The sequence below is a fragment of the Mesorhizobium sp. M4B.F.Ca.ET.058.02.1.1 genome (assembly GCF_003952505.1).
Taxonomy (GTDB): Bacteria; Pseudomonadota; Alphaproteobacteria; order Rhizobiales; family Rhizobiaceae; genus Mesorhizobium.
On the sequence record NZ_CP034450.1, the window covers coordinates 3,465,649 to 3,484,507 of the forward strand.

The window sequence follows — 18,859 nt, forward strand, 5'->3', positions numbered from 1 at the left end:
GCTATTGGCTATTCCCTATTCGCTGTTCTTCATTTGCCCGAACCAGCGATCTGGTCGCCGTCGCGGGTCAGGTAATAGGCAAGGAGGATCGGCAGCAGCGTCACCAGAACCACGACCATGGCCACGACATTGGTGACCGGGCGCTGGCGCGGGCGGATCAGTTCCTCAAGCATCCAGATCGGCACGGTCTGCTGCTGGCCGGCGGTGAAGGTGGTGACGATGACCTCGTCGAAGGACAGCGCGAAGGCGAGCATGCCGCCGGCAAGCAGCGCGGTGGCGATGTTGGGCAGCACGACATGCCTGAAGGTCTGAAAGCCGTCGGCGCCGAGGTCCATCGAGGCCTCGATCATGGAGCCGGAGGTGCGGCGGAAGCGCGCGACGGCATTGTTATAGACGACGACCACGCAGAAGGTGGCGTGGCCGAGCACGATCGTCCAGAACGAGAACGGGATGTCGGCCAGCGCGAAGGCCGAGCGCAGCGCGATGCCGGTGATGATGCCGGGCAGCGCGATCGGCAGGATGACCAGCAAAGAGATGGTCTCGCGGCCGAAGAAGCGCGTGCGCGAGACGGCGGCGGCGCAGAGCGTGCCCAGCACCAGCGCGATCGCCGTCGAGATGGCGGCGACGCGGATCGACAGCGACAGCGCCTCCCACACATCCGGCCGGTTCCAGGTGACGGCGAACCATTGCGTGGTCAGCCCCGGCGGCGGCCAGACGAAGCTCTTCTCCTCGGTCGTGAAGGCATAGACGAAGATCAGCAGGATCGGCAGGTGCAGGAAGAGCAGGCCGAAGGCGGCGGCGATCTTCAGGCCGAGCGGGGCGGAAGGCGAGCCGTCAGAGCGCATCGAAGGCCCCCATGCGCTTGGCGCCCCAGAGGTAGAAGCCCATGATGACGATGGGCACCACGGTGAAGGCGGCGGCGAGCGGGATGTTGCCGGCCGTGCCCTGTTGCGAATAGACGGCCTGGCCGATGAACAGGCGCGAGGTGCCGATGATCTGCGGGATGATGTAGTCGCCCAGTGTCAGCGAGAAGGTGAAGATCGAGCCGGCGACGATGCCGGGCAGCGCCAGCGGGAACAGCACGTTGCGGAAGGTCTGGCCGGGCGAGGCGCCGAGGTCGGACGAGGCCTCGACCAGATTGCCCGGCACGCGCTCGAGCGCCGCCTGGACGGGCAGGATCATGAACGGCAGCCAGACATAGACGAAGGCGATGAAGGTGCCCGTAAAGGAGACCGACAGCGAATTGCCGCCGACGACGGGCAGCGCCAGCCAGGCGTCGAGCAGCCACAACAGGTTCAGCTTGCCGAGCAGCCAGGTGAGGATGCCTTCCTTGGCGAGGATGAGCTTCCAGGCATAGACCTTGACCAGGTAGCTCGACCACAGCGGCAGCATGACGCCAAGATAGAACAGCGCCTTCCAGCGGCCGCGCGCATAGCGCGCCGCATAGTAGGCGATGGGGAAGGCGATGATCGCCGAGGCGAGCGTGACGAGGGCCGCCATCGTCACCGTGCGCAGGATGATGTCGAGATTGGCGGCCTGGAACAGGTCGCCATAGGTCTTCAGCGTGAACTCGCGGTTGATGAGGCCGGAGAACTCGTCGATGGAGAAAAAACTTTGCGCCAGCAGGGCGAACAGCGAGCCGACGTAGACGATGCCGAGCCACAGCACTGGCGGCAGCAGCATGAGCAGCAGCAACAGCTTCGGCCGGCGCCAGAAGAGGTCGGACAGCGCGCCGCGCGGCCCGCCGCTGCCCGGCAGGATGGCGGGGGCAACCTTCGACTGTATCGTCGCCTCGATGCTCATGCCGGCTCATCCATCAAGTGCAGTTGATCGCGGTTGAAGGTGAGCATGACGGCTTCACCTTCCACCGGCAGCGCGACGCCCGCGGGCACCACGGCGTGCAGCCGCAAGCCGTCGGCATCGAGCGCCAGCCTGGTGGTCGCGCCGAGATAGTTGGTCGAGACCAGGCGGGCGGCAACGCCGTCGCCGCTCGCCTCGCGCGCGATACGGATGGATTCGGGGCGCAGACTGCCCCAGCGACGCTGGCCGGAATAGCGCTGGACGAAATCCGGCGGCAGCACGTTGGAGGAGCCTACGAAATCAGCGACGAAGCGCGTCTTCGGGCGCTGGTAGATGTCTTCCGGGGTGCCGATCTGCATGATCTTGCCGTCGTTGAACACGGCGACCCGATCGGCCATCGACAGCGCCTCGCCCTGATCGTGGGTGACGAAGACGAAGGTGATGCCGAGCACTTTCTGCAGCGACTTCAATTCCTCCTGCATGTTCTCGCGCAGCTTGAGGTCGAGCGCGCCGAGCGGCTCGTCGAGCAGCAGCACCTTGGGCTGGTTGACGAGCGCGCGGGCGAGCGCAACGCGCTGGCGCTGGCCGCCGGAGAGTTGGCCTGGACGGCGGCCGCCGTAGCCCGGAAGCCTGACCAGCGACAGCGCCTCTTCCGCCGCCCTGTGCCGTTGCGGCTTGCCGACGCCCTTGACCATCAGCCCGTAGGCGACGTTGTCGAGCACGTTGAGATGCGGAAACAGCGCATAGTCCTGGAAGACGGTGTTGACGTTGCGCCGATAGGGTGGAACGCCCTCAGCGCGCTCGCCGAAGATCGAGATCGAGCCCGACGTCGGCTGCTCGAAACCGGCAATCAGGCGCAGGCAAGTTGTCTTGCCGGAGCCCGACGGGCCAAGCATGGCGAAGAACTCGCCAGGCGCGATGTCGAGATCGACGGCGTCGACGGCGCGAACGCTGCCGAAATGGCGGGAGACTTTTTGAAAGGATACGGCCGAGGTCATGAGTTGTCAGTCTTTAGCCGGTTTGTCTTTGGTCGAAATCGCTCTCGCCGCCAGCAAGCGGGCAGCGCGAATGCTACGGCACTTCACCTCCCCCTCAACGAGGAGGTCGCGGGGAAGCCGCGGGCGGAGTGGTAGCGGGGAACCTGCCCGGCCAAACCACCCCGACGCTGCGCGTCGTCCCTCCCGCACTGGGAGGGCAAGAACTCACCGTCCGCCGATGACGCCGATATAGTCCGACACCCAGCGGTAATAGGGCACGCACTGGTCGTTCTCGCTGGCGCATTTCGACACCGGCGTCTTCCAGAACTTGATCTTGTCGAAATTGTCGTAGCCGTTGGTCTTGCAGCCTTCCTCGCCGAGCAGCTCGTTGCCCTTGCAGGCGGCCGGCACCACCGGGAGCGAGCCGAACCAGGCGGAGACATCGCCCTGCACCTTAGGCGAGAGCGAGTGCTCGATCCACATATAGGCGCAGTTCGGATGGGCGGCGTCGGCCTCCATCATGGTGGTGTCGGCCCAGCCGGTGACGCCCTCCTCGGGAATGGTCGAGGAGACCGGCTTCTTGGCGGCGACCAGCGTGTTGACCTGGTACGGCCACGAGCCCGAGGCGACCACGCCCTCGTTCTGGAAGTCGTCGACCTGGATCGCGGCATCGTGCCAGTAGCGGCCGACCAGCGTGCGCTGGACGCGCAGCAGGTCGAGCGCCGCCTTGTACTGGTCCTCGGTCAGCTCGTAGGGATCCTTGATGCCGAGCTCCGGCTTGTGGAACATGAGGTAGTTGGCGGCATCGGCGATGTGGATCGGACCGTCATAGGCCTGGACGCGGCCCTTGTTCGACTTGCCGTCGGGCAGCTTCATCTCCTCGAAGACGACACTCCAACTCTTGGGCGCTTCCTTGAAGACGTCGGTGTTGTACATCAGCACGTTCGGGCCCCATTGATAGGGAACGCCGTAGTGCACCTTGTCGACCGTGAACCAGGGGGCGTCCTTCAGCCGGTCGTCGACGCTCTTCCAGCTCGGGACGAGATCGGTGTTGATCGGCTGCACGCGCTTGCCGGCGACGAGGCGCAACGAAGCATCGCCCGACGCGGTGACGAGGTCGAAGCCGCCCTCGTTCATCAACGAGACCATCTCGTCCGACGTGTTGGCGGTCTTGACGTTGACCTTGCAGCCGCTCTCCTTCTCGAAAGCGGTCACCCAGTCATAACCCTTGTCGGTTTCGCCGCGCTCGATATAGCCCGGCCAGGCGACGATGTTGACCTCGCCCTCGCCCTTGCCGAGCTCCTTGACCTGGGCGATGGCCTGGCCGGAGAAGGTCAGCGCGACCGTCAATGCAGTGCACGACTTCAGGAATGAATTCATCATCGATCTCCCATTTTGGCGCATGTCTCCGATAAGATCATGCGCACCCTCAAAACATTGAAGCGTCCACCAACCAGGAAAATGGGCGGCGCTCCAAGGGGCCGCACTCAGCGGCGGCTTTTGGTTCCCTAACCGGAGGTTGCTGCGAAATTCCCGGTTTCGCAAATTCATTTATCAGAAAGGCGATATCGGTTTTTCCGATGGATAAAGGCGGCCAGCTTGTCACGGACGCTGGCGGACCATGCGCTGCGACTGGGCAAGGCCGATGAAGTCGCGCGCGGCCTGCGGCAGGCTGGAGCCGCGGCGCCAGACCATGCCGACCTGGACCACCGGCAAGGCGCCGGAAATATCGCGCGACTCGATGCGGTCGCCTTCCAGCGACCATGGCCGGTAGACGAGGTCGGGCAGCAGCGCCACGCCGGCGCCGGTGGCGACGAGGCTGCGCACCGCCTCGACCGAGCGGGTGCGGAAGGCGACATGCGGCCTGGCGCCGAGCGCCGCGAGCAGCTTGCCGGTGTTCTCCTCGATCTCGTCGACGGTCAGCATGATCAGCGGCTCCGACACGATGTCGCTGAGATCGATAATGTCGGCGCTGGCGAGTTTGTGGCTGAGCGGCACCCACAGGCGATAGGCCGAGACCTCGAGGATTTCCGACTGCAGCGCGGTGCGGTCGCGCAGGTTCGAGGTGACCATGACGGCGATGTCGAGCTTGCCGCCGATCAAAAGGTGCTCGAGATAGTCGCCATTGTCCTCGATGGCCGAGACCTCGACACCGGGATAGGCGCGACGGTAGCGGGCGAGAAGATCGGACAGCACATAGCCGGCGACCAGCGAGGTGACGCCGAGCTGGAGGCGGCCGCCGGTCACCAGCTGGTCGCCGAAGAAGGCGCGGCGGGCGTCCGACACATCGGCGAGGATCTTGGTCGCGTGGCGCAGGAACTGGTGGCCCTTGTGGGTGATGTTGAGGCCGCGCGGATGGCGCTCGAACAGTTCGACGCCGAGGTCGCTTTCCAGTTCCTTGATCGCCTCGGTGACCGAGGATTGCGAGATGGAGAGGTTCTGCGCGGCGCCGGACACGGTGCCCTGCTCGGCGACGGCGACGAAGAACTGCAACTGGCGGATGGTGAAGGCCATGGCGGGACTAAACACTGGCGAGGCGCGGAAGGAAAGCGGGCCGCTGTCCGGCCCACAGCATCGCTGTCTTGGCCTTACCGGCTCTCGTCCTCGCCGGCCGCAACGCTGATTCGCGCGCCGGCCTCGGCGAGCGCCGCGGCGATGTCGCGCGGCGGCGTCCGGTCGGTGGCGAGTTCGGAGAAGCCGTCGAAGCCGCAGACCCGGACCAGCCCCTGGCGGCCGAACTTGCTTTGATCGGTGATCACCACAGAGCGCTGGCCGCGCGACAGCACCATGCGGGCGAATTCGGCTTCTTCCAGATCGTAGTCCGTCAGGCCGGCGACGGCGTCGACCGCGCCGATGGAGATCACCGCATGGCTGACGGAGAAGCGGCTGACGAAGTCGATGGCCGAGACGCCGAAAGCGGCGCCGGAATCACTGCGCAACTCGCCGCCGGCCATGTAGACCTTGTTGCCGTTGACGGTGGCCAGCGTGCGGGCGATGTCGGACGAATTGGTGACGACGGTAAGCCGCCGGTGGCCCAAAAGTTCGCGAGCGAGGAACGAGGTGGTCGTGCCGGTGTCGAGCATGACAGACTCGCCGTCGCGGATTGTGGCGGCGACCATGCGGGCGATGGCACGCTTGGCGTCGGCATTCTCGCGCATGCGCCGCTCGAACGGCGCCTCGCCGGCCATCGCCGACAGGCTGACGGCGCCATGCATCTTCAGGATCGACCCGTCATGGGTGAGCGGCTTGACATCGCGGCGAACGGTCTCCAGCGAGACTCCCAGCCGGTCGGCCAGGCTCGCGATGGTAATGGTGCCCTCCTCGTTCAGGAGCCGCAGGATCTCGCCATGCCGTTTCGAATGGATCATATATGGGTTTCCAGGATTTTGACCGATTCTAGGGCAATCCTGCCGTTTTTAAAGGAAATGCTCATATTTTCGGGCAAAACACCCAAAAAAAGTCACAGCTTTTGATTGACAGCCGATCAACACTGGCGTGAGATCAAGGGCATGACAGGCTCGGAACTGCCAAATCGGGGCAGAACCGCAATTGACCGGCCAGACAGCCCGGAATGGGCCTGGCGCAAGGAATTTTCAGATCCGCGGGGGCGGATGCCGGGGTCACAAACCTGGCCAAGGGGCTCGTCGGTGCGGTGCGGGATACCGGTCCTGGCGTCCCGCACCGACGAGGATTTTGCTTTACCAATCTCCATCGCGCGATGTCTGCGGCGGTTTGTCGAAGCGCCGCCGAACCAGGGATAGACCGTGACCATTGAAGACCGCATCCGCGCCCTGCCCTGCTGGACCGGCACGATCGACATTGAGCCGCTGCCGGGAGGACTGAGCAACGCCAACTATCTGGTCAAGGATGGGGCCGGCCGGCATGTCGTGCGCTTCGGCCAGGATTTTCCGTTCCACCACGTCTTTCGCGAGCGCGAGGTGATGACCTCGCGCGCGGCGCATGCCGCGGGCTTCGCGCCGGCGGTGCGCTACTCCGAGCCGGGCATCATGGTGACGCAGTATCTCGGTGCCAAGACCTATACGGGCGATGACGTGCGCGCCAATATCGGCCGCGTCGCGGCACTGATGCGCGGCTTCCACCGCGAAATGCCTAGCCATATTTCCGGCGCCGGGTTCATGTTCTGGGTGTTCCACGTCATCCGCGACTATGCACGCACGCTGGAGGACGGCGGCAGCCGCAAACGCGACGAGTTGCCCCGCTACCTGGCGCTGGCAGACGAGCTGGAGCGGGCGCAGAAGTTGCTGCCGATCGTCTTCGGCCACAACGATCTTTTGCCGGCCAATATTCTCGACGACGGCAGCCGTCTGTGGCTGATCGACTTCGAGTATGCCGGCTTCAACACGGCGATGTTCGACCTTGCGGGCGCCGCCTCGAATGCCGGGCTTAGCGACGACGAATCCTTCGCCCTGCTCACCGCCTATTTCATGAAGGAGCCGGACGACGCGATCCGCCGCTCGCACGCCGCCATGCAGTGCGCCTCGCTGCTGCGCGAGGCGATGTGGAGCATGGTCTCCGAGCTCTATCTTGACGCGCCCGGCATCGACTACGTCGCCTACACCGAGGAAAACCTGACGCGGCTGGCGACGGCGCTGGAAAGCTACCAAACGAAATACGGAAGGCTGACCCCATGAGCCTGCCCGGCCACGCCGGAATCGTCGTCATCGGCGGCGGCATCATCGGTTGCTCGACGGCCTATCATCTGGCGCGCGACCACAAAGCAGATGTCGTGCTCCTGGAGCAGGGCAAGCTGACCTCGGGCTCGACCTGGCACGCGGCCGGGCTGGTCGGCCAGTTGCGTTCGTCGGCCTCGATCACGCGCGTGCTGAAATACTCCGTCGAGCTCTACAAGGGGCTGGAGGCCGAGACCGGGCTCGCCACCGGCTGGAAGATGACCGGGTGCCTCAGGCTGGCCACCAATGCCGACCGCTGGACCGAGTTCAGGCGGCTGGCGACGACGGCGAAAAGCTTCGGCATGGACATGCAATTGCTGTCGCCGGACGAGGTGAAAAAGATGTGGCCGCTGATGGAGACCGGCGACCTCGTCGGCGCCTCCTGGCTGCCGACCGACGGGCAGGCGAGTCCCTCCGACATCACCCAGTCGCTGGCCAAGGGCGCGCGCATACATGGCGCGAAACTGTTCGAGGAGGTGCGCGTCACCGGCTTCGCGATAAAGGACGGCCGCATCACCGCGGTGAAGACCGACAAGGGCGACATCGCCTGCGACAAGGTGGTGAACTGCGCCGGGCAGTGGGCCCGCCAGGTCGGCGCGATGGCCGGCATCAACGTGCCGCTGCAGCCGGTCAAGCACCAGTACATCATCACCGAAAAGATCGAGGGGCTGGCGACCGACGCGCCGACGATACGCGACCCCGACCGCCGCACCTATTTCAAGGAAGAGGTCGGCGGGCTGGTGATGGGCGGCTATGAGCCGAACCCGCAAGCTTGGACGACAGGCGACGTTCCCAATGACTGGGAATTCCGGCTGTTCGACGACGACTACGATCATTTCGAGCAGCATATGGCGCAGGCGATCGAGCGTGTGCCGGCATTGGCCCATGCCGGCGTCAAGCAGATGATCAATGGGCCGGAAAGCTTCACGCCGGACGGCAATTTCATCCTCGGCGCGGCACCCGAATGCGCCAACATGTTCGTCGGCGCCGGCTTCAACGCCTTCGGCATCGCGTCGGGCGGCGGCGCCGGCTGGGTGCTGGCGCAATGGGTGGTCGACGGCGAGGCGCCGCTCGACCTCTGGGTGGTCGACATCAGGCGCTTTTCCAACCTGCACCGCGATCGGCAATGGGTGCGCGACCGCACGCTGGAAGCCTACGGCAAGCACTACACGATCGGCTTTCCGCATGAGGAATATCTGTCGGGCCGGCCGCGCATCGTCTCGCCGCTCTATGAGCGGCTGAGGCAGCACCGCGCCGTGTTCGGCTCGAAGCTCGGCTGGGAGCGGCCGAACTGGTTCGCGCCCGACGCTGTGGAGCCGCAGGACATTTACTCCATGGGCCGGCAGAACTGGTTCCCGGCGGTCGGCGAGGAACATCGGCATGTGCGCGAGAAGGTTGGCATCTTCGACCAGTCGTCCTTCGCCAAATACGAGATGACCGGCGCGGATGCCCTGAAAGCGCTCGACTGGATCTGCGCAAACGACGTCAACAAGCCGGTCGGCCGGCTGACCTATACGCAACTCCTCAACACGCGCGGCGGCATCGAGGCGGACCTGACCGTCTCTCGGCTCGGCGAGGACAGGTTCTACATCGTTACCGGCACCGGTTTTCGCACGCATGATCTGTCATGGATCGAGGACCATGTCGGCAAGGGGCTCGACGTGGCGCTGAAGGATGTCACTGAGGATTTCGGCACGCTGACACTGATGGGGCCGCGCGCCCGCGACGTGCTGTCGGCAGTGACCGACGCGGATGTCTCCAACGCCGCCTTCCCGTTCGGCCATGCGCGCGAGATCACGATCGTCGGCCACACGGTCAAGGCGTTGCGCGTCACCTATGTCGGCGAGCTCGGCTGGGAACTGCATGTGCCGATCGCGGCGACCGGCGAGGTGTTCGACGCGCTGATGGCGGCAGGCGAGGCGCACGATATTCGCCCGATCGGCTACCGGGCGCTGGAATCGCTGCGGCTGGAGAAAGGCTACCGCGCCTGGGGTTCCGACATCACGCCCAACGACACGCCGCAGGAGGCTGGCCTCGGCTGGGCGGTGAAGCTTCGCAAGAACACCGACTTCGTCGGCCGAAGGGCACTAGAGAACGCCGCCGGCGAGGCGCTGAAGAAACGCTTTGCCGGCTTCACTGTCGACGACCCCGCGATCGTGCTGGTCGGACGCGAGACCATCCTGCGCAACGGCGAGCCGGTCGGTTACCTCACCAGCGGCGGCTATGGCTACACGCTGGGCAGGAACATCGGCTACGGCTATGTGCGCAACGCAGCCGGCGTGGGCGACGATTTTCTCGCCTCCGGCGACTATGAGCTGGTGGTGGCGATGGAGCGGACGCCGGCAAAGATCCATCTCGAGCCGCTGTACGATCCGGCCGGGGAAAAGATCAAAGCCTAGGGCCTCAGATCACGCGCAGGACTAGGCCGCGGCTGGGCACGGTGTCGGCCTCGCCGGGCATTGAGACATAGGGCGCGGTCTCTTCGACGCAGCCGACCGTGCGCCCTGCCTCGAGCGCGGCGACGCGCTTAGCAAAGCCGGCCTCCCACAGCGTGTTCTTGACCGTCAGCACGATCACCCCGCCCGGCCGGCAGATGCGGATCAACTCGTCCAGACCCTCGGCGCCGACATGGCCTGAAGTGAAGACGCCTGCCGAGACGATGCCGGCATAGGCGTTGTCCGCGAAGGGCAATGGCCCACCCATCGCCAGGCAGTGAAGCGCCGTGTAGACGCCTTTGGCGGCAGCCCTGTCCAGCATACCTTGCGAAATATCAAGCGCCTCGACCTCGGGGTAGCCAGTGATGGCAAGCCATTCGCCGATCAGGCCGGTGCCGGCCCCGGCATCGAGCAGCGGCGCGGCGCCGCGCGGCAGATGGCGGGCGATCAGCGCCAGGCAGATCGTCGGATGGCGATAACCGGCCGCCGACATGTCGGCGTCGTAGGTCTCGGACCAGCGGTCGTAAAGTGCTGCCACCTCTTCCGGCCGCTTCGCCGCGTAGGCCGCGGTGAGCGGTCCAAGATGCTTGCTGTCTGCCATCTTTCTGTTGCCGCCGCCTGATCGAGTCGACTCTGATCGGATGATAGCCAAATGGCGAAAATTGTGGAACCGTTCCTCCATAAACAAGGTGTGAAGGTAAACACGGGGGCATAGTGATGGACGAGGCACGCGCGGCATTGGCCGCGATTCCGGTGCTGGCGGGCTACCAGGGACCGCTGGAGCGGCTCGGCGGCCTGACCAATCTCGTCTACAGGGCCGGCGATCTTTGCCTGCGCATCCCCGGCAAGGGCACCGAGGAGTATATCAACCGTGCCAATGAGGCGGTGGCGGCGCGCGAGGCGGCCAAGGCCGGCGTCAGCCCCGAGGTGCTGCATGCCGACGCCGGAACTGGTGTGCTGGTGACCCGTTATGTCGCCGGCGCCGAGACGATGTCGCCGGAGAAGTTCAAGACCAGGCCCGGCAGCCCGGCACGCGCGGGGGAAGCCTTCCGCAAGCTGCACTCATCCGGCGCGATGTTTCCCTTCCGCTTCGAGCTGTTTGCGATGATCGACGACTATCTCAAGGTGCTGTCGACCAAGGATGTCGCGCTGCCCGAAGGCTATCACGACGTGGTGCGGGAGGCCGACAGCGTGCGGGCGGCACTTGCAACCCACCCCATTCCCATTGTCGCCTGCCACTGCGATCCGCTGTGCGAGAATTTTCTCGATACGGGCGACCGGATGTGGATCGTCGACTGGGAATATTCGGGCATGAACGATCCGCACTGGGACCTCGGCGATCTCTCCGTCGAAGGCAAGTTCGACGCCGCGCAGGACGAGGAATTGATGCTCGCCTATTTCGGCCGCGCGCCGAAGCCCGCCGAGCGCGGCCGCGTCGTCATCTACAAGGCCATGTGCGACCTTCTCTGGACGCTGTGGGGGTTGATCCAGCTCGCCAACAACAATCCGGTCGACGATTTCCGCGCCTATGCCGACGGCCGCTTCGTCCGCTGCAAGGCGTTGATGGAGACGGCGGAGTTCTCGCTGCACCTTGCGGCGATACGCAAGGGTTAGCCGCCAGAACTGCGAGCCCTAGTTCACGCCCTTCGGCACGTTCTCCGGGGGAACCACCGTCTCCACCACCTTCTGGCGATGGAAGATGAAGATGCCGGCAAGCACAACAATCGCCGAACCGACCAGGATGCGGGGGCTCGGCACGTCGCCGAAGAAGGCCAGCCCGAAGACGATCGCCCACAGAAGCAGGCTGTAATGCAGCGGCGCCAGCGTCGAGGCCGGCGCCAGCTTCAGCGCCCTGGTGATCATCAGGTGCGCGGAGCAGGAGACGACGCCGAGCAGCAGCAGGGCGCCGAGATCGAGCGCGGACGGTGTGCGCCAGGCGCCGATGGTCAAGACCCCACCGACCAGCAGCGTGCCGATCGTCTGCCAGGTGACGAGCGTGGTGTCGCTGGTGCCGCGCAGGCGACGGTTGAGGATGATGGCGAAGGCGAAAGCGATGCTGCCGATCAGTGCATAGGCCGACGACAGCGAGAAGGCGGCCGAGGAAGGTTTCAGGATGACCAGCACGCCACAGAAGCCGACCACGATCGCCAGCCAGCGGCGCCAGCCGATCTTCTCGCCGAGCAGCAGATGCGACAGCGCGGCGACGTAGATCGGTCCGGCCATGTAGAAGCTCATCACGTCGGCGAGCGGCAGGTAGACGACGGCGGCATAGAACAGCCCGGTGTCGAGCGTGGTGGCGACAACGCGCAGAAGCTGCAAGACCGGCCGCTCCATATCGAACAGCTTGCCGGGCCCTTGGCTGACGATCATCGGGCCAAGCACGATGAAAGCGCCGATCGAGCGGACCAGCACCACCTGGCCGACGGAGAAGGAAGCGACCAGCCATTTGCCCATCGCATCGTTCAGCGCGAACATGAAATCGCCAGCCAGCATCAAGAGGATGCCGGCGAGGAGAACGTTCCTGATCGTGAGGTTGCGGGCGAGCGATGGAGCCATACCGGCTCCCTAGACGCAAGCAGCCGGTTTGACGAGCGGAATTCGGGCAATCGGTAAGACCAGCGCCGGGAATCGGCTGGCGCTACGCCGATGTGTGCCGCCGGTTCACCTGTGACGGCCGGCCGGCAATCGACAGGCGCGTCTCCTGTTTGGTCCGTTCCGCCACCACCTTGCCCCGTGCGATAACGCAGAGGCGATCGGGGCGCAGGCGCACGGCCTCGATCGGATTGCCGGCGTCGAGTACCACGAGGCTCGCCCGCTTGCCGACGGCAAGCCCGAGGTGGTCGAGGCCCATGATGGCGGCATTGACGTTGGTGACCATGTCGAAACAGCGCGCCATGTCGGCAGGGCTCGACATCTGGGCGACATGCAGGCCCATGAAGGCGACGTCGAGCATGTCGGCGGTGCCCAGCGAATACCAGGGGTCGAGCACGCAATCCTGGCCCCAGCCGACGCGGATGCCAAGCGCCAGCATCTCCTTCACCCGGGTCAGGCCGCGTCGCTTGGGGAACGTGTCGTGGCGGCCCTGCAGCATGATGTTGATCAGCGGATTGGGGATCGCCGACACGCCGGCCTCGGCGATCAGCGGCAACAGCTTGGAGACGTAGTAGTTGTCCATCGAATGCATGGAGGTGAGGTGCGAACCGGCCACCCTGCCCTGCAGGCCGAGCCGCTCGGTCTCATAGGCAAGCTGTTCGATGTGGCGCGACAGCGGATCGTCGGTCTCGTCGCAGTGCAGGTCGACCATCAGACCGCGTTTGGCGGCGATTTCGCAGAGCTCGGTTACTGAGCGCGTGCCGTCGGCCATGGTGCGCTCGAAATGCGGGATGCCGCCGACAATGTCGACGCCGAGATCGAGCGCGCGGATGGTGTTTTCACGAGCCGTCGGCGACCGGTAAAGCCCGTCCTGCGGGAAGGCGACGAGTTGCAGGTCGATATAGGGCGCCACCGTCTTCCTGACGTCGAGGAGCGCTTCGACCGCGAGCAGCCGGTCGTCACAGACATCGACATGGGTGCGGATGGCAAGCAGCCCCATCGACACCGCCCAGTCGCAATAGGCGAGCGCCCGTTCCCGCACCGCCTCATGCGTCAACAGCGGCTTCAGCTCGCCCCACAGCGCGATGCCTTCGAGCAGCGTGCCCGACGCGTTGATGCGCGGAATGCCGTAGGAGAGCGTGGCGTCCATGTGGAAATGCGGGTCGACGAAGGGCGGCGAAACCAGATTGCCACGCGCGTCGATCACGTCCCCTGCCTTGGCGGCGAGTTCGGGCTCGATCGCCGCTATCGTCTCGCCGGCGATGCCGATGTCGGCAACCCTGCCATCAGGCAGCGTGCCGCCGCGCACGATGAGGTCGAAATCCATCTGCGTCATCCCCTGAAGAATCAGCTTGCCGTCGTGGCGCAAAAGACACCCTGCCACGGTCGTTTCGTTCCGCAAGTGCGAAAGGTTCCATCCGGCGGCAACTCGCTCTATAAGCCGCCTCTCGCCCTCGTGGCGAATCCGAAATTCGTTTCAGCCAGGCATGGGATCGGCCGATTGTTTCGCATCTTCCGCTCGACGGAAAACCAGCGCCTAATCGCGAGGCTGGTGAGGGAATCCTTCCACGAGCACAAATTCGGCTATGGCGCCGCCATACTGTCGATGCTGGTGGTTGCCGCCACGACCGGCGCCAGCGCCTGGATCCTGAAAGAGATCACCAATGAATTCGTGATCTATAAGAGGCTCGACCGCGTCAATCTGATCGCGGTCGGGGTCGCGGTGATCTTCCTTCTCAAGGGCGTCGCCAATTTCGTCCAGGCCTATTTCATGAGCCGCGTCGGCAACGCCATTATCGCCGACCGTCAGCGCAAGATCTATGACCGCATCCTGGCGCAAGGCATAGAATTCTACCATGCGACCTCGTCGTCCGATCTGATCACCCGCATGACCAACAATGCGCAGGCCGCGCGCAGCGTGCTCGACCTCGTCGTCACGTCTTATGTGCGGGACCTGGTGACGCTGATCGTGCTGGTATTGGTCATGATCTGGCAGCAGCCGGCGCTGTCCCTGATCTGCTTCGTCATCGGGCCCGTGGCCATCTATGGCGTCAACCGGATCCTGAAGCGCGTCCGCCAGATTGCCAAGATGGAATTCCGCTCGCTCGGCCAGATCGTGCATGTGATGCAGGAGACGGCCGTCGGCGTGCGTGTCGTGAAGTCCTTCAATCTCGAGGGCGCGATGCGCAAGCGCATGTACACGGCGGTTTCCGATGTCGAGAACCGCGCCAACAACATAGCCACGCTGGAAGCCGCCACCAGTCCGGTGATGGAAACGCTCGCCGGACTGGCGATCGCCGGCGCGGTCTTTGTGAGCGGTTTCCTGGTTTTGCAGGGCGGCCAGATGCCGGGCAACATCATGGCCTTCATCGGGGCACTGCTGCTCGCCTATGAGCCGGCGAAGCGCCTGGCGCGCGTGCGCATTTCGCTGGAGACCGGCATCGTCGGCGTGCGCATGATGTTCCAGCTCGCCGACCGGCCGCTGACCCTGGCCGAAAAGCCCGACGCGAGGCCGCTACGGGTTGGGCCCGGCGAAATCCGCTTCGAGGATGTCAGCTTCGCCTACCCGGAAAGCCAGCCAGTCTTCGAGGGCTTCAACCTCACGCTCGCGGCGGGCAGGATGACGGCGCTGGTCGGCCCTTCAGGCAGCGGCAAGTCGACGATCCTCAACCTGATCATGCGCATGTACGACCCGCAGGACGGCAAGGTGCTGTTCGACGGCCAGGACATCTCCCATGCGACGCTCGCCTCGCTCAGGGGAAAGATCGCCTATGTCAGCCAGGACACTTTCCTATTTGCCGGCACCGTCATGCACAACATCCGCCTCGGCCGGGAGGACGCGACCGACGCGGAGGTGATGGCCGCCGCCAAGGCGGCCAACGCGCATGACTTCATCACCGCCATGGCCAAGGGCTACGAGACGGAGGTGGGCGAGAACGGCTCGCTGCTGTCCGGCGGCCAGCGCCAGCGGATCTCGATCGCGCGCGCCATGCTGCGCGACGCCGAGATCCTGCTGCTCGACGAGGCGACCAGCGCGCTCGACGCCGAGTCGGAGGCGCTGTTCCGCGACGCGCTGCAGCAGCTCACTGTCGGGCGCACGACGATCGTCATCGCTCACCGTCTGTCAACGGTGCACCAGGCCGACACGATCGTGGTGCTGGAGGGCGGCAAGGTGGTGGAAAGCGGCCCGCACAAGGTCCTGCTCAAGCAGGGCGGGGTGTATCAGAAACTTTATGAGTATCAGCTGATGCCATAACGGAGTGCGATTGTGCGCGCAGCTCGGCTCATATCCTTTCTACGATCGGCCTTGTTGGGCACCCTTGCCGTGCGATCTCCTGCAATGGCCCTCGACTACGACAAGGCGCGTCACCTCGACGCGGAAAATCTCGCCGAACAAGGAATGGCGACGACCTATCAAGAGGTTTTGCCCGAGCTTCGGCAGTATGTGAAAAACCCGACCGCAATCGAGGAGAGCGTCGACACACACACGACCAGATATGCCGTGCGCGCAGCCGGGCAGGAATACGTGTTATACGCTCCGGACGTTCCGGAAAGCGAGGGCAGAAGCTGGGGTACGGCCACCTACGTGTTCTTCAAGATCATCAACGACCAACTCGCCGGTTCGGACGTGCGCTTCTATGCGCTGAACGGCGGAAATGATCTTTTCGGCATCTTCCTGACGCCGCAGCAAGCGGAGGACGCAAAGCGATCGCTGCCAACCCGAACGGATTGGCCCTATCTTCCGGATGCGGAATGGCCTTGGTACGGCCAGTACCACTAACCTCGATCGATCACTCCGGCACGACCCGCACCGCCCCCTTGTCGGCGCTGGTGGCGAAGGCGGCGTAGGCACGCAGCGCGGTCGTCACCTTGCGCTTGCGCTTTTCCTCCGGCTTCCAGGCATCCGCGCCTTTTGCCGCCATCGCCGCGCGGCGGGCGTCGAGCTCGGCGTCGCTGATGGCAAGGCGGATGGTGCGGTTGGGGATGTCGATCTCGATCCTGTCGCCGTCCCGGACCAGGCCGATCGCGCCGCCTTCAGCGGCTTCCGGCGAGACATGGCCGATCGACAGACCCGACGTGCCGCCCGAGAAGCGGCCGTCGGTGATCAGCGCGCAAGCCTTGCCGAGGCGTTTCGACTTCAGGTAGCTGGTCGGGTAGAGCATTTCCTGCATGCCGGGTCCGCCGCGCGGCCCCTCATAACGGATGACGACGACATCGCCCGCCTTGATCTCATTGCCGAGGATCGCCTTGACCGAGGCATCCTGGCTCTCAAAGACCCGGGCCGGACCGGTGAATTTCAGGATCGATTCATCGACGCCGGCGGTCTTCACGATGCAGCCGTCGAGGGCCAGATTGCCTTTCAGCACGGCAAGGCCGCCGTCCTTGGAGAAAGGCGTCTCAGCCGAGCGGATGACGCCCTTCTCGCGATCAAGGTCGAGCTCGTCCCAGCGGCGGTCCTGGCTGAAGGCGACCTGCGTCGGCACACCGCCGGGAGCGGCGAGGAAGAAATCGCGCACGTTCGCAGCGGAGGTGCGGGAAATGTCCCAATGGTCGAGCGCTTCGCCGAGCGTCGCGGTGTGGACCGTCGGCAGATCGCGGTTGATCAGCCCTGCGCGGTCGAGCTGGCCGAGGATGGCCATGATGCCGCCGGCGCGATGGACGTCCTCCATGTGCACGTCGGACTTGGCGGGCGCCACCTTGCAGAGCACCGGCACCTTGCGCGACAGGCGGTCGATGTCTTCCATGGTGAAGTCGACGTCGCCCTCATACGCGGCGGCGAGGATGTGGAGCACCGTGTTGGTCGAGCCACCCATGGCGATGTCGAGCGCCATGGCGTTCTCGAACGCGCCCTTGGAAGCGATGCTGCGCGGCAGCGCGCTTTCGTCGTCCTGCTCGTAGTAGCGCTGGGCGAGATCGACGACCAGATGGCCGGCCTCGACGAACAGGCGCTTGCGGTCGGCGTGGGTGGCGAGCGTCGAGCCGTTGCCGGGCAGCGACAGGCCGAGCGCCTCGGTCAGGCAGTTCATCGAATTGGCGGTGAACATGCCGGAGCAGGAGCCGCAGGTCGGACAGGCCGAGCGCTCGATGACCTTGACGTCCTCGTCGGAGATCTTGTCGTCGGCGGCCGCGACCATGGCGTCGACGAGGTCGAGCGCCTGTGCCTTGCCGGCCAGCACCACCTTGCCGGCTTCCATCGGCCCGCCGGAGACGAAGACGGTCGGGATATTGAGGCGCAGCGAGGCCATCAGCATGCCGGGGGTGATCTTGTCGCAATTGGAGATGCAGACCATGGCGTCGGCGCAGTGCGCGTTGACCATGTATTCGACGGAGTCGGCGATCAGCTCGCGCGACGGCAGCGAATAAAGCATGCCGTCATGGCCCATGGCGATGCCGTCATCGACGGCGATGGTGTTGAATTCCTTGGCGACGCCGCCTGCCTTCTCGATCTCGCGCGCGACCAGCTGACCGAGGTCCTTCAGATGGACATGGCCTGGCACGAACTGGGTAAAGGAGTTGACCACGGCGATGATCGGCTTGCCGAAATCACTGTCCTTCATGCCGGTGGCGCGCCACAGGCCGCGGGCGCCGGCCATGTTGCGGCCATGGGTGGTGGTGCGGGAACGATAGGCGGGCATTGACCTGTCCTTAATGTCATATCGCGTCGGGAGGGCGCGGAAAGCCGGAATTGAGCCGCAGGCCTTATATACGTCGTCGGCTGGTCTGGCCACGCTTTTGCGATGCGCCAGGTTTCGCCAGAAAAATCGCACGGTGCTGTCGGATCGCGCCCGATTCGACCGTCCTTGGGCCAACGGCAGGGACTAAGGCACCAAACGCCTGGTCAGCCGTTTCATGGTGAAGCAGCCTTCAGAAAACCAGCCCAGAGGAGCAAGACATGCAAAAGATCACCACCTGCCTGTGGTTCGACGGCCAGGCCGAAGAGGCGATGAACCACTACGTCTCCATCTTCAAGAATTCAAAGGTGCTGAGCGTTATGCGTTGGCCCGAGGGGCACGCAGATGAGGGCAAAGTGCTGTTGACCACGTTCGAGCTCGACGGCGTGCCGTTCCAGGCGCTCAATGGCGGCCCCTACTTCAAGTTCAACGAGGCGATCTCGCAGTCGATCGACTGCAAGACGCAGGAAGAGGTCGACTATTTCTGGGAGAGACTCACCGAGGGCGGCGAGCCCGGCCAATGCAGCTGGCTAAAAGACAAGTTCGGAGTGTCCTGGCAGGTCGTGCCGGAGCAGTTGCCGCGGCTGCTTCAGGATCCGGACAGGGCCAAGGCCGGCCGTGTAATGTCGGCGATGATGCAGATGGGCAAGATCGACATCGCCAAGATCGAAGCGGCAGCCAGGGGCTGAACC

16 protein-coding genes are annotated in these 18,859 nt (G+C 64.8%); 6 read left to right on the plus strand and 10 right to left on the minus strand.

Features of this window, described 5'->3' with window-relative positions:
- Positions 1 to 29: 29 nt before the first annotated feature.
- From EJ073_RS16985 to EJ073_RS17010, 6 genes are all read right to left on the minus strand, one after another.
- The gene (locus EJ073_RS16985) at positions 30 to 845 is read right to left on the minus strand and encodes an ABC transporter permease (RefSeq protein ID WP_126056767.1); all 816 of its coding nucleotides are present in this window, start codon (positions 843 to 845) and stop codon (positions 30 to 32) included.
- Positions 835 to 1,803 carry an ABC transporter permease gene (locus tag EJ073_RS16990; protein WP_126056768.1) on the minus strand — a complete coding sequence of 323 codons (969 nt, stop codon included), beginning with the start codon at positions 1,801 to 1,803 and terminating at the stop codon, positions 835 to 837. Before EJ073_RS16990 ends, EJ073_RS16985 begins: the two co-directional genes overlap by 11 nt.
- Complete coding sequence (locus tag EJ073_RS16995) at positions 1,800 to 2,798, minus strand: ABC transporter ATP-binding protein (protein WP_126056769.1); 999 nt, start codon at positions 2,796 to 2,798, stop codon at positions 1,800 to 1,802. Before EJ073_RS16995 ends, EJ073_RS16990 begins: the two co-directional genes overlap by 4 nt.
- 204 nt (positions 2,799 to 3,002) lie before the next feature.
- On the minus strand, positions 3,003 to 4,157 hold the full coding sequence (locus tag EJ073_RS17000; RefSeq protein WP_126059253.1) for an ABC transporter substrate-binding protein: 1,155 nt from the start codon (positions 4,155 to 4,157) through the stop codon (positions 3,003 to 3,005).
- 222 nt (positions 4,158 to 4,379) lie between these two features.
- Positions 4,380 to 5,291, minus strand: a complete 912-nt coding sequence (locus tag EJ073_RS17005) for a LysR substrate-binding domain-containing protein (protein ID WP_126056770.1) — start codon at positions 5,289 to 5,291, stop codon at positions 4,380 to 4,382.
- Between the two features lie 74 nt (positions 5,292 to 5,365).
- Positions 5,366 to 6,145: a DeoR/GlpR family DNA-binding transcription regulator gene (locus EJ073_RS17010; RefSeq protein ID WP_126056771.1), complete on the minus strand. Its 780-nt coding sequence runs from the start codon at positions 6,143 to 6,145 to the stop codon at positions 5,366 to 5,368.
- Positions 6,146 to 6,541: 396 nt separating this feature from the next.
- Between EJ073_RS17010 and EJ073_RS17015 the strand changes: the two genes are divergently transcribed.
- Both EJ073_RS17015 and EJ073_RS17020 read left to right on the plus strand, forming a co-directional pair.
- On the plus strand, positions 6,542 to 7,429 hold the full coding sequence (locus EJ073_RS17015; protein ID WP_126056772.1) for a phosphotransferase family protein: 888 nt from the start codon (positions 6,542 to 6,544) through the stop codon (positions 7,427 to 7,429).
- A complete protein-coding gene (locus EJ073_RS17020; RefSeq protein WP_126056773.1) occupies positions 7,426 to 9,867 on the plus strand; it encodes an FAD-dependent oxidoreductase in 2,442 nt (813 codons plus the stop codon). The genes EJ073_RS17015 and EJ073_RS17020 overlap by 4 nt, the downstream gene beginning before the upstream one ends.
- Before the next feature lie 4 nt (positions 9,868 to 9,871).
- Here the strand turns inward: EJ073_RS17020 and EJ073_RS17025 are convergent, their stop codons facing one another.
- Positions 9,872 to 10,504: a methyltransferase domain-containing protein gene (locus EJ073_RS17025; protein WP_126056774.1), complete on the minus strand. Its 633-nt coding sequence runs from the start codon at positions 10,502 to 10,504 to the stop codon at positions 9,872 to 9,874.
- Between the two features lie 110 nt (positions 10,505 to 10,614).
- On the opposite strand from EJ073_RS17025, the gene EJ073_RS17030 reads away from it, so the two are divergent.
- Positions 10,615 to 11,517 carry a phosphotransferase family protein gene (locus EJ073_RS17030; protein WP_126056775.1) on the plus strand — a complete coding sequence of 301 codons (903 nt, stop codon included), beginning with the start codon at positions 10,615 to 10,617 and terminating at the stop codon, positions 11,515 to 11,517.
- A gap of 18 nt (positions 11,518 to 11,535) precedes the next feature.
- Here EJ073_RS17030 and EJ073_RS17035 read toward each other — a convergent pair whose 3' ends face one another.
- Together EJ073_RS17035 and EJ073_RS17040 are read right to left on the minus strand one after the other, a co-directional pair.
- The gene (locus EJ073_RS17035) at positions 11,536 to 12,459 is read right to left on the minus strand and encodes a DMT family transporter (RefSeq protein ID WP_126056776.1); all 924 of its coding nucleotides are present in this window, start codon (positions 12,457 to 12,459) and stop codon (positions 11,536 to 11,538) included.
- 82 nt (positions 12,460 to 12,541) lie between these two features.
- Positions 12,542 to 13,822: an amidohydrolase family protein gene (locus EJ073_RS17040; RefSeq protein WP_126056777.1), complete on the minus strand. Its 1,281-nt coding sequence runs from the start codon at positions 13,820 to 13,822 to the stop codon at positions 12,542 to 12,544.
- Between the two features lie 174 nt (positions 13,823 to 13,996).
- Between EJ073_RS17040 and EJ073_RS17045 the strand changes: the two genes are divergently transcribed.
- Together EJ073_RS17045 and EJ073_RS17050 are read left to right on the plus strand one after the other, a co-directional pair.
- The gene (locus tag EJ073_RS17045; protein WP_126056778.1) at positions 13,997 to 15,751 is read left to right on the plus strand and encodes an ABC transporter ATP-binding protein; all 1,755 of its coding nucleotides are present in this window, start codon (positions 13,997 to 13,999) and stop codon (positions 15,749 to 15,751) included.
- Positions 15,752 to 15,835: 84 nt separating this feature from the next.
- Positions 15,836 to 16,276 (plus strand): hypothetical protein, encoded by a 441-nt coding sequence (locus tag EJ073_RS17050; RefSeq protein ID WP_126056779.1) that lies wholly within the window; start codon positions 15,836 to 15,838, stop codon positions 16,274 to 16,276.
- Positions 16,277 to 16,286: 10 nt separating this feature from the next.
- On the opposite strand, the gene ilvD is transcribed toward EJ073_RS17050, so the two are convergent.
- Positions 16,287 to 18,131, minus strand: coding sequence for a dihydroxy-acid dehydratase (gene ilvD, locus EJ073_RS17055; protein WP_126056780.1), 1,845 nt, complete (start codon positions 18,129 to 18,131; stop codon positions 16,287 to 16,289).
- 257 nt (positions 18,132 to 18,388) lie between these two features.
- On the opposite strand from ilvD, the gene EJ073_RS17060 reads away from it, so the two are divergent.
- Complete coding sequence (locus EJ073_RS17060) at positions 18,389 to 18,856, plus strand: VOC family protein (RefSeq protein ID WP_126056781.1); 468 nt, start codon at positions 18,389 to 18,391, stop codon at positions 18,854 to 18,856.
- Positions 18,857 to 18,859 lie beyond the last annotated feature (3 nt).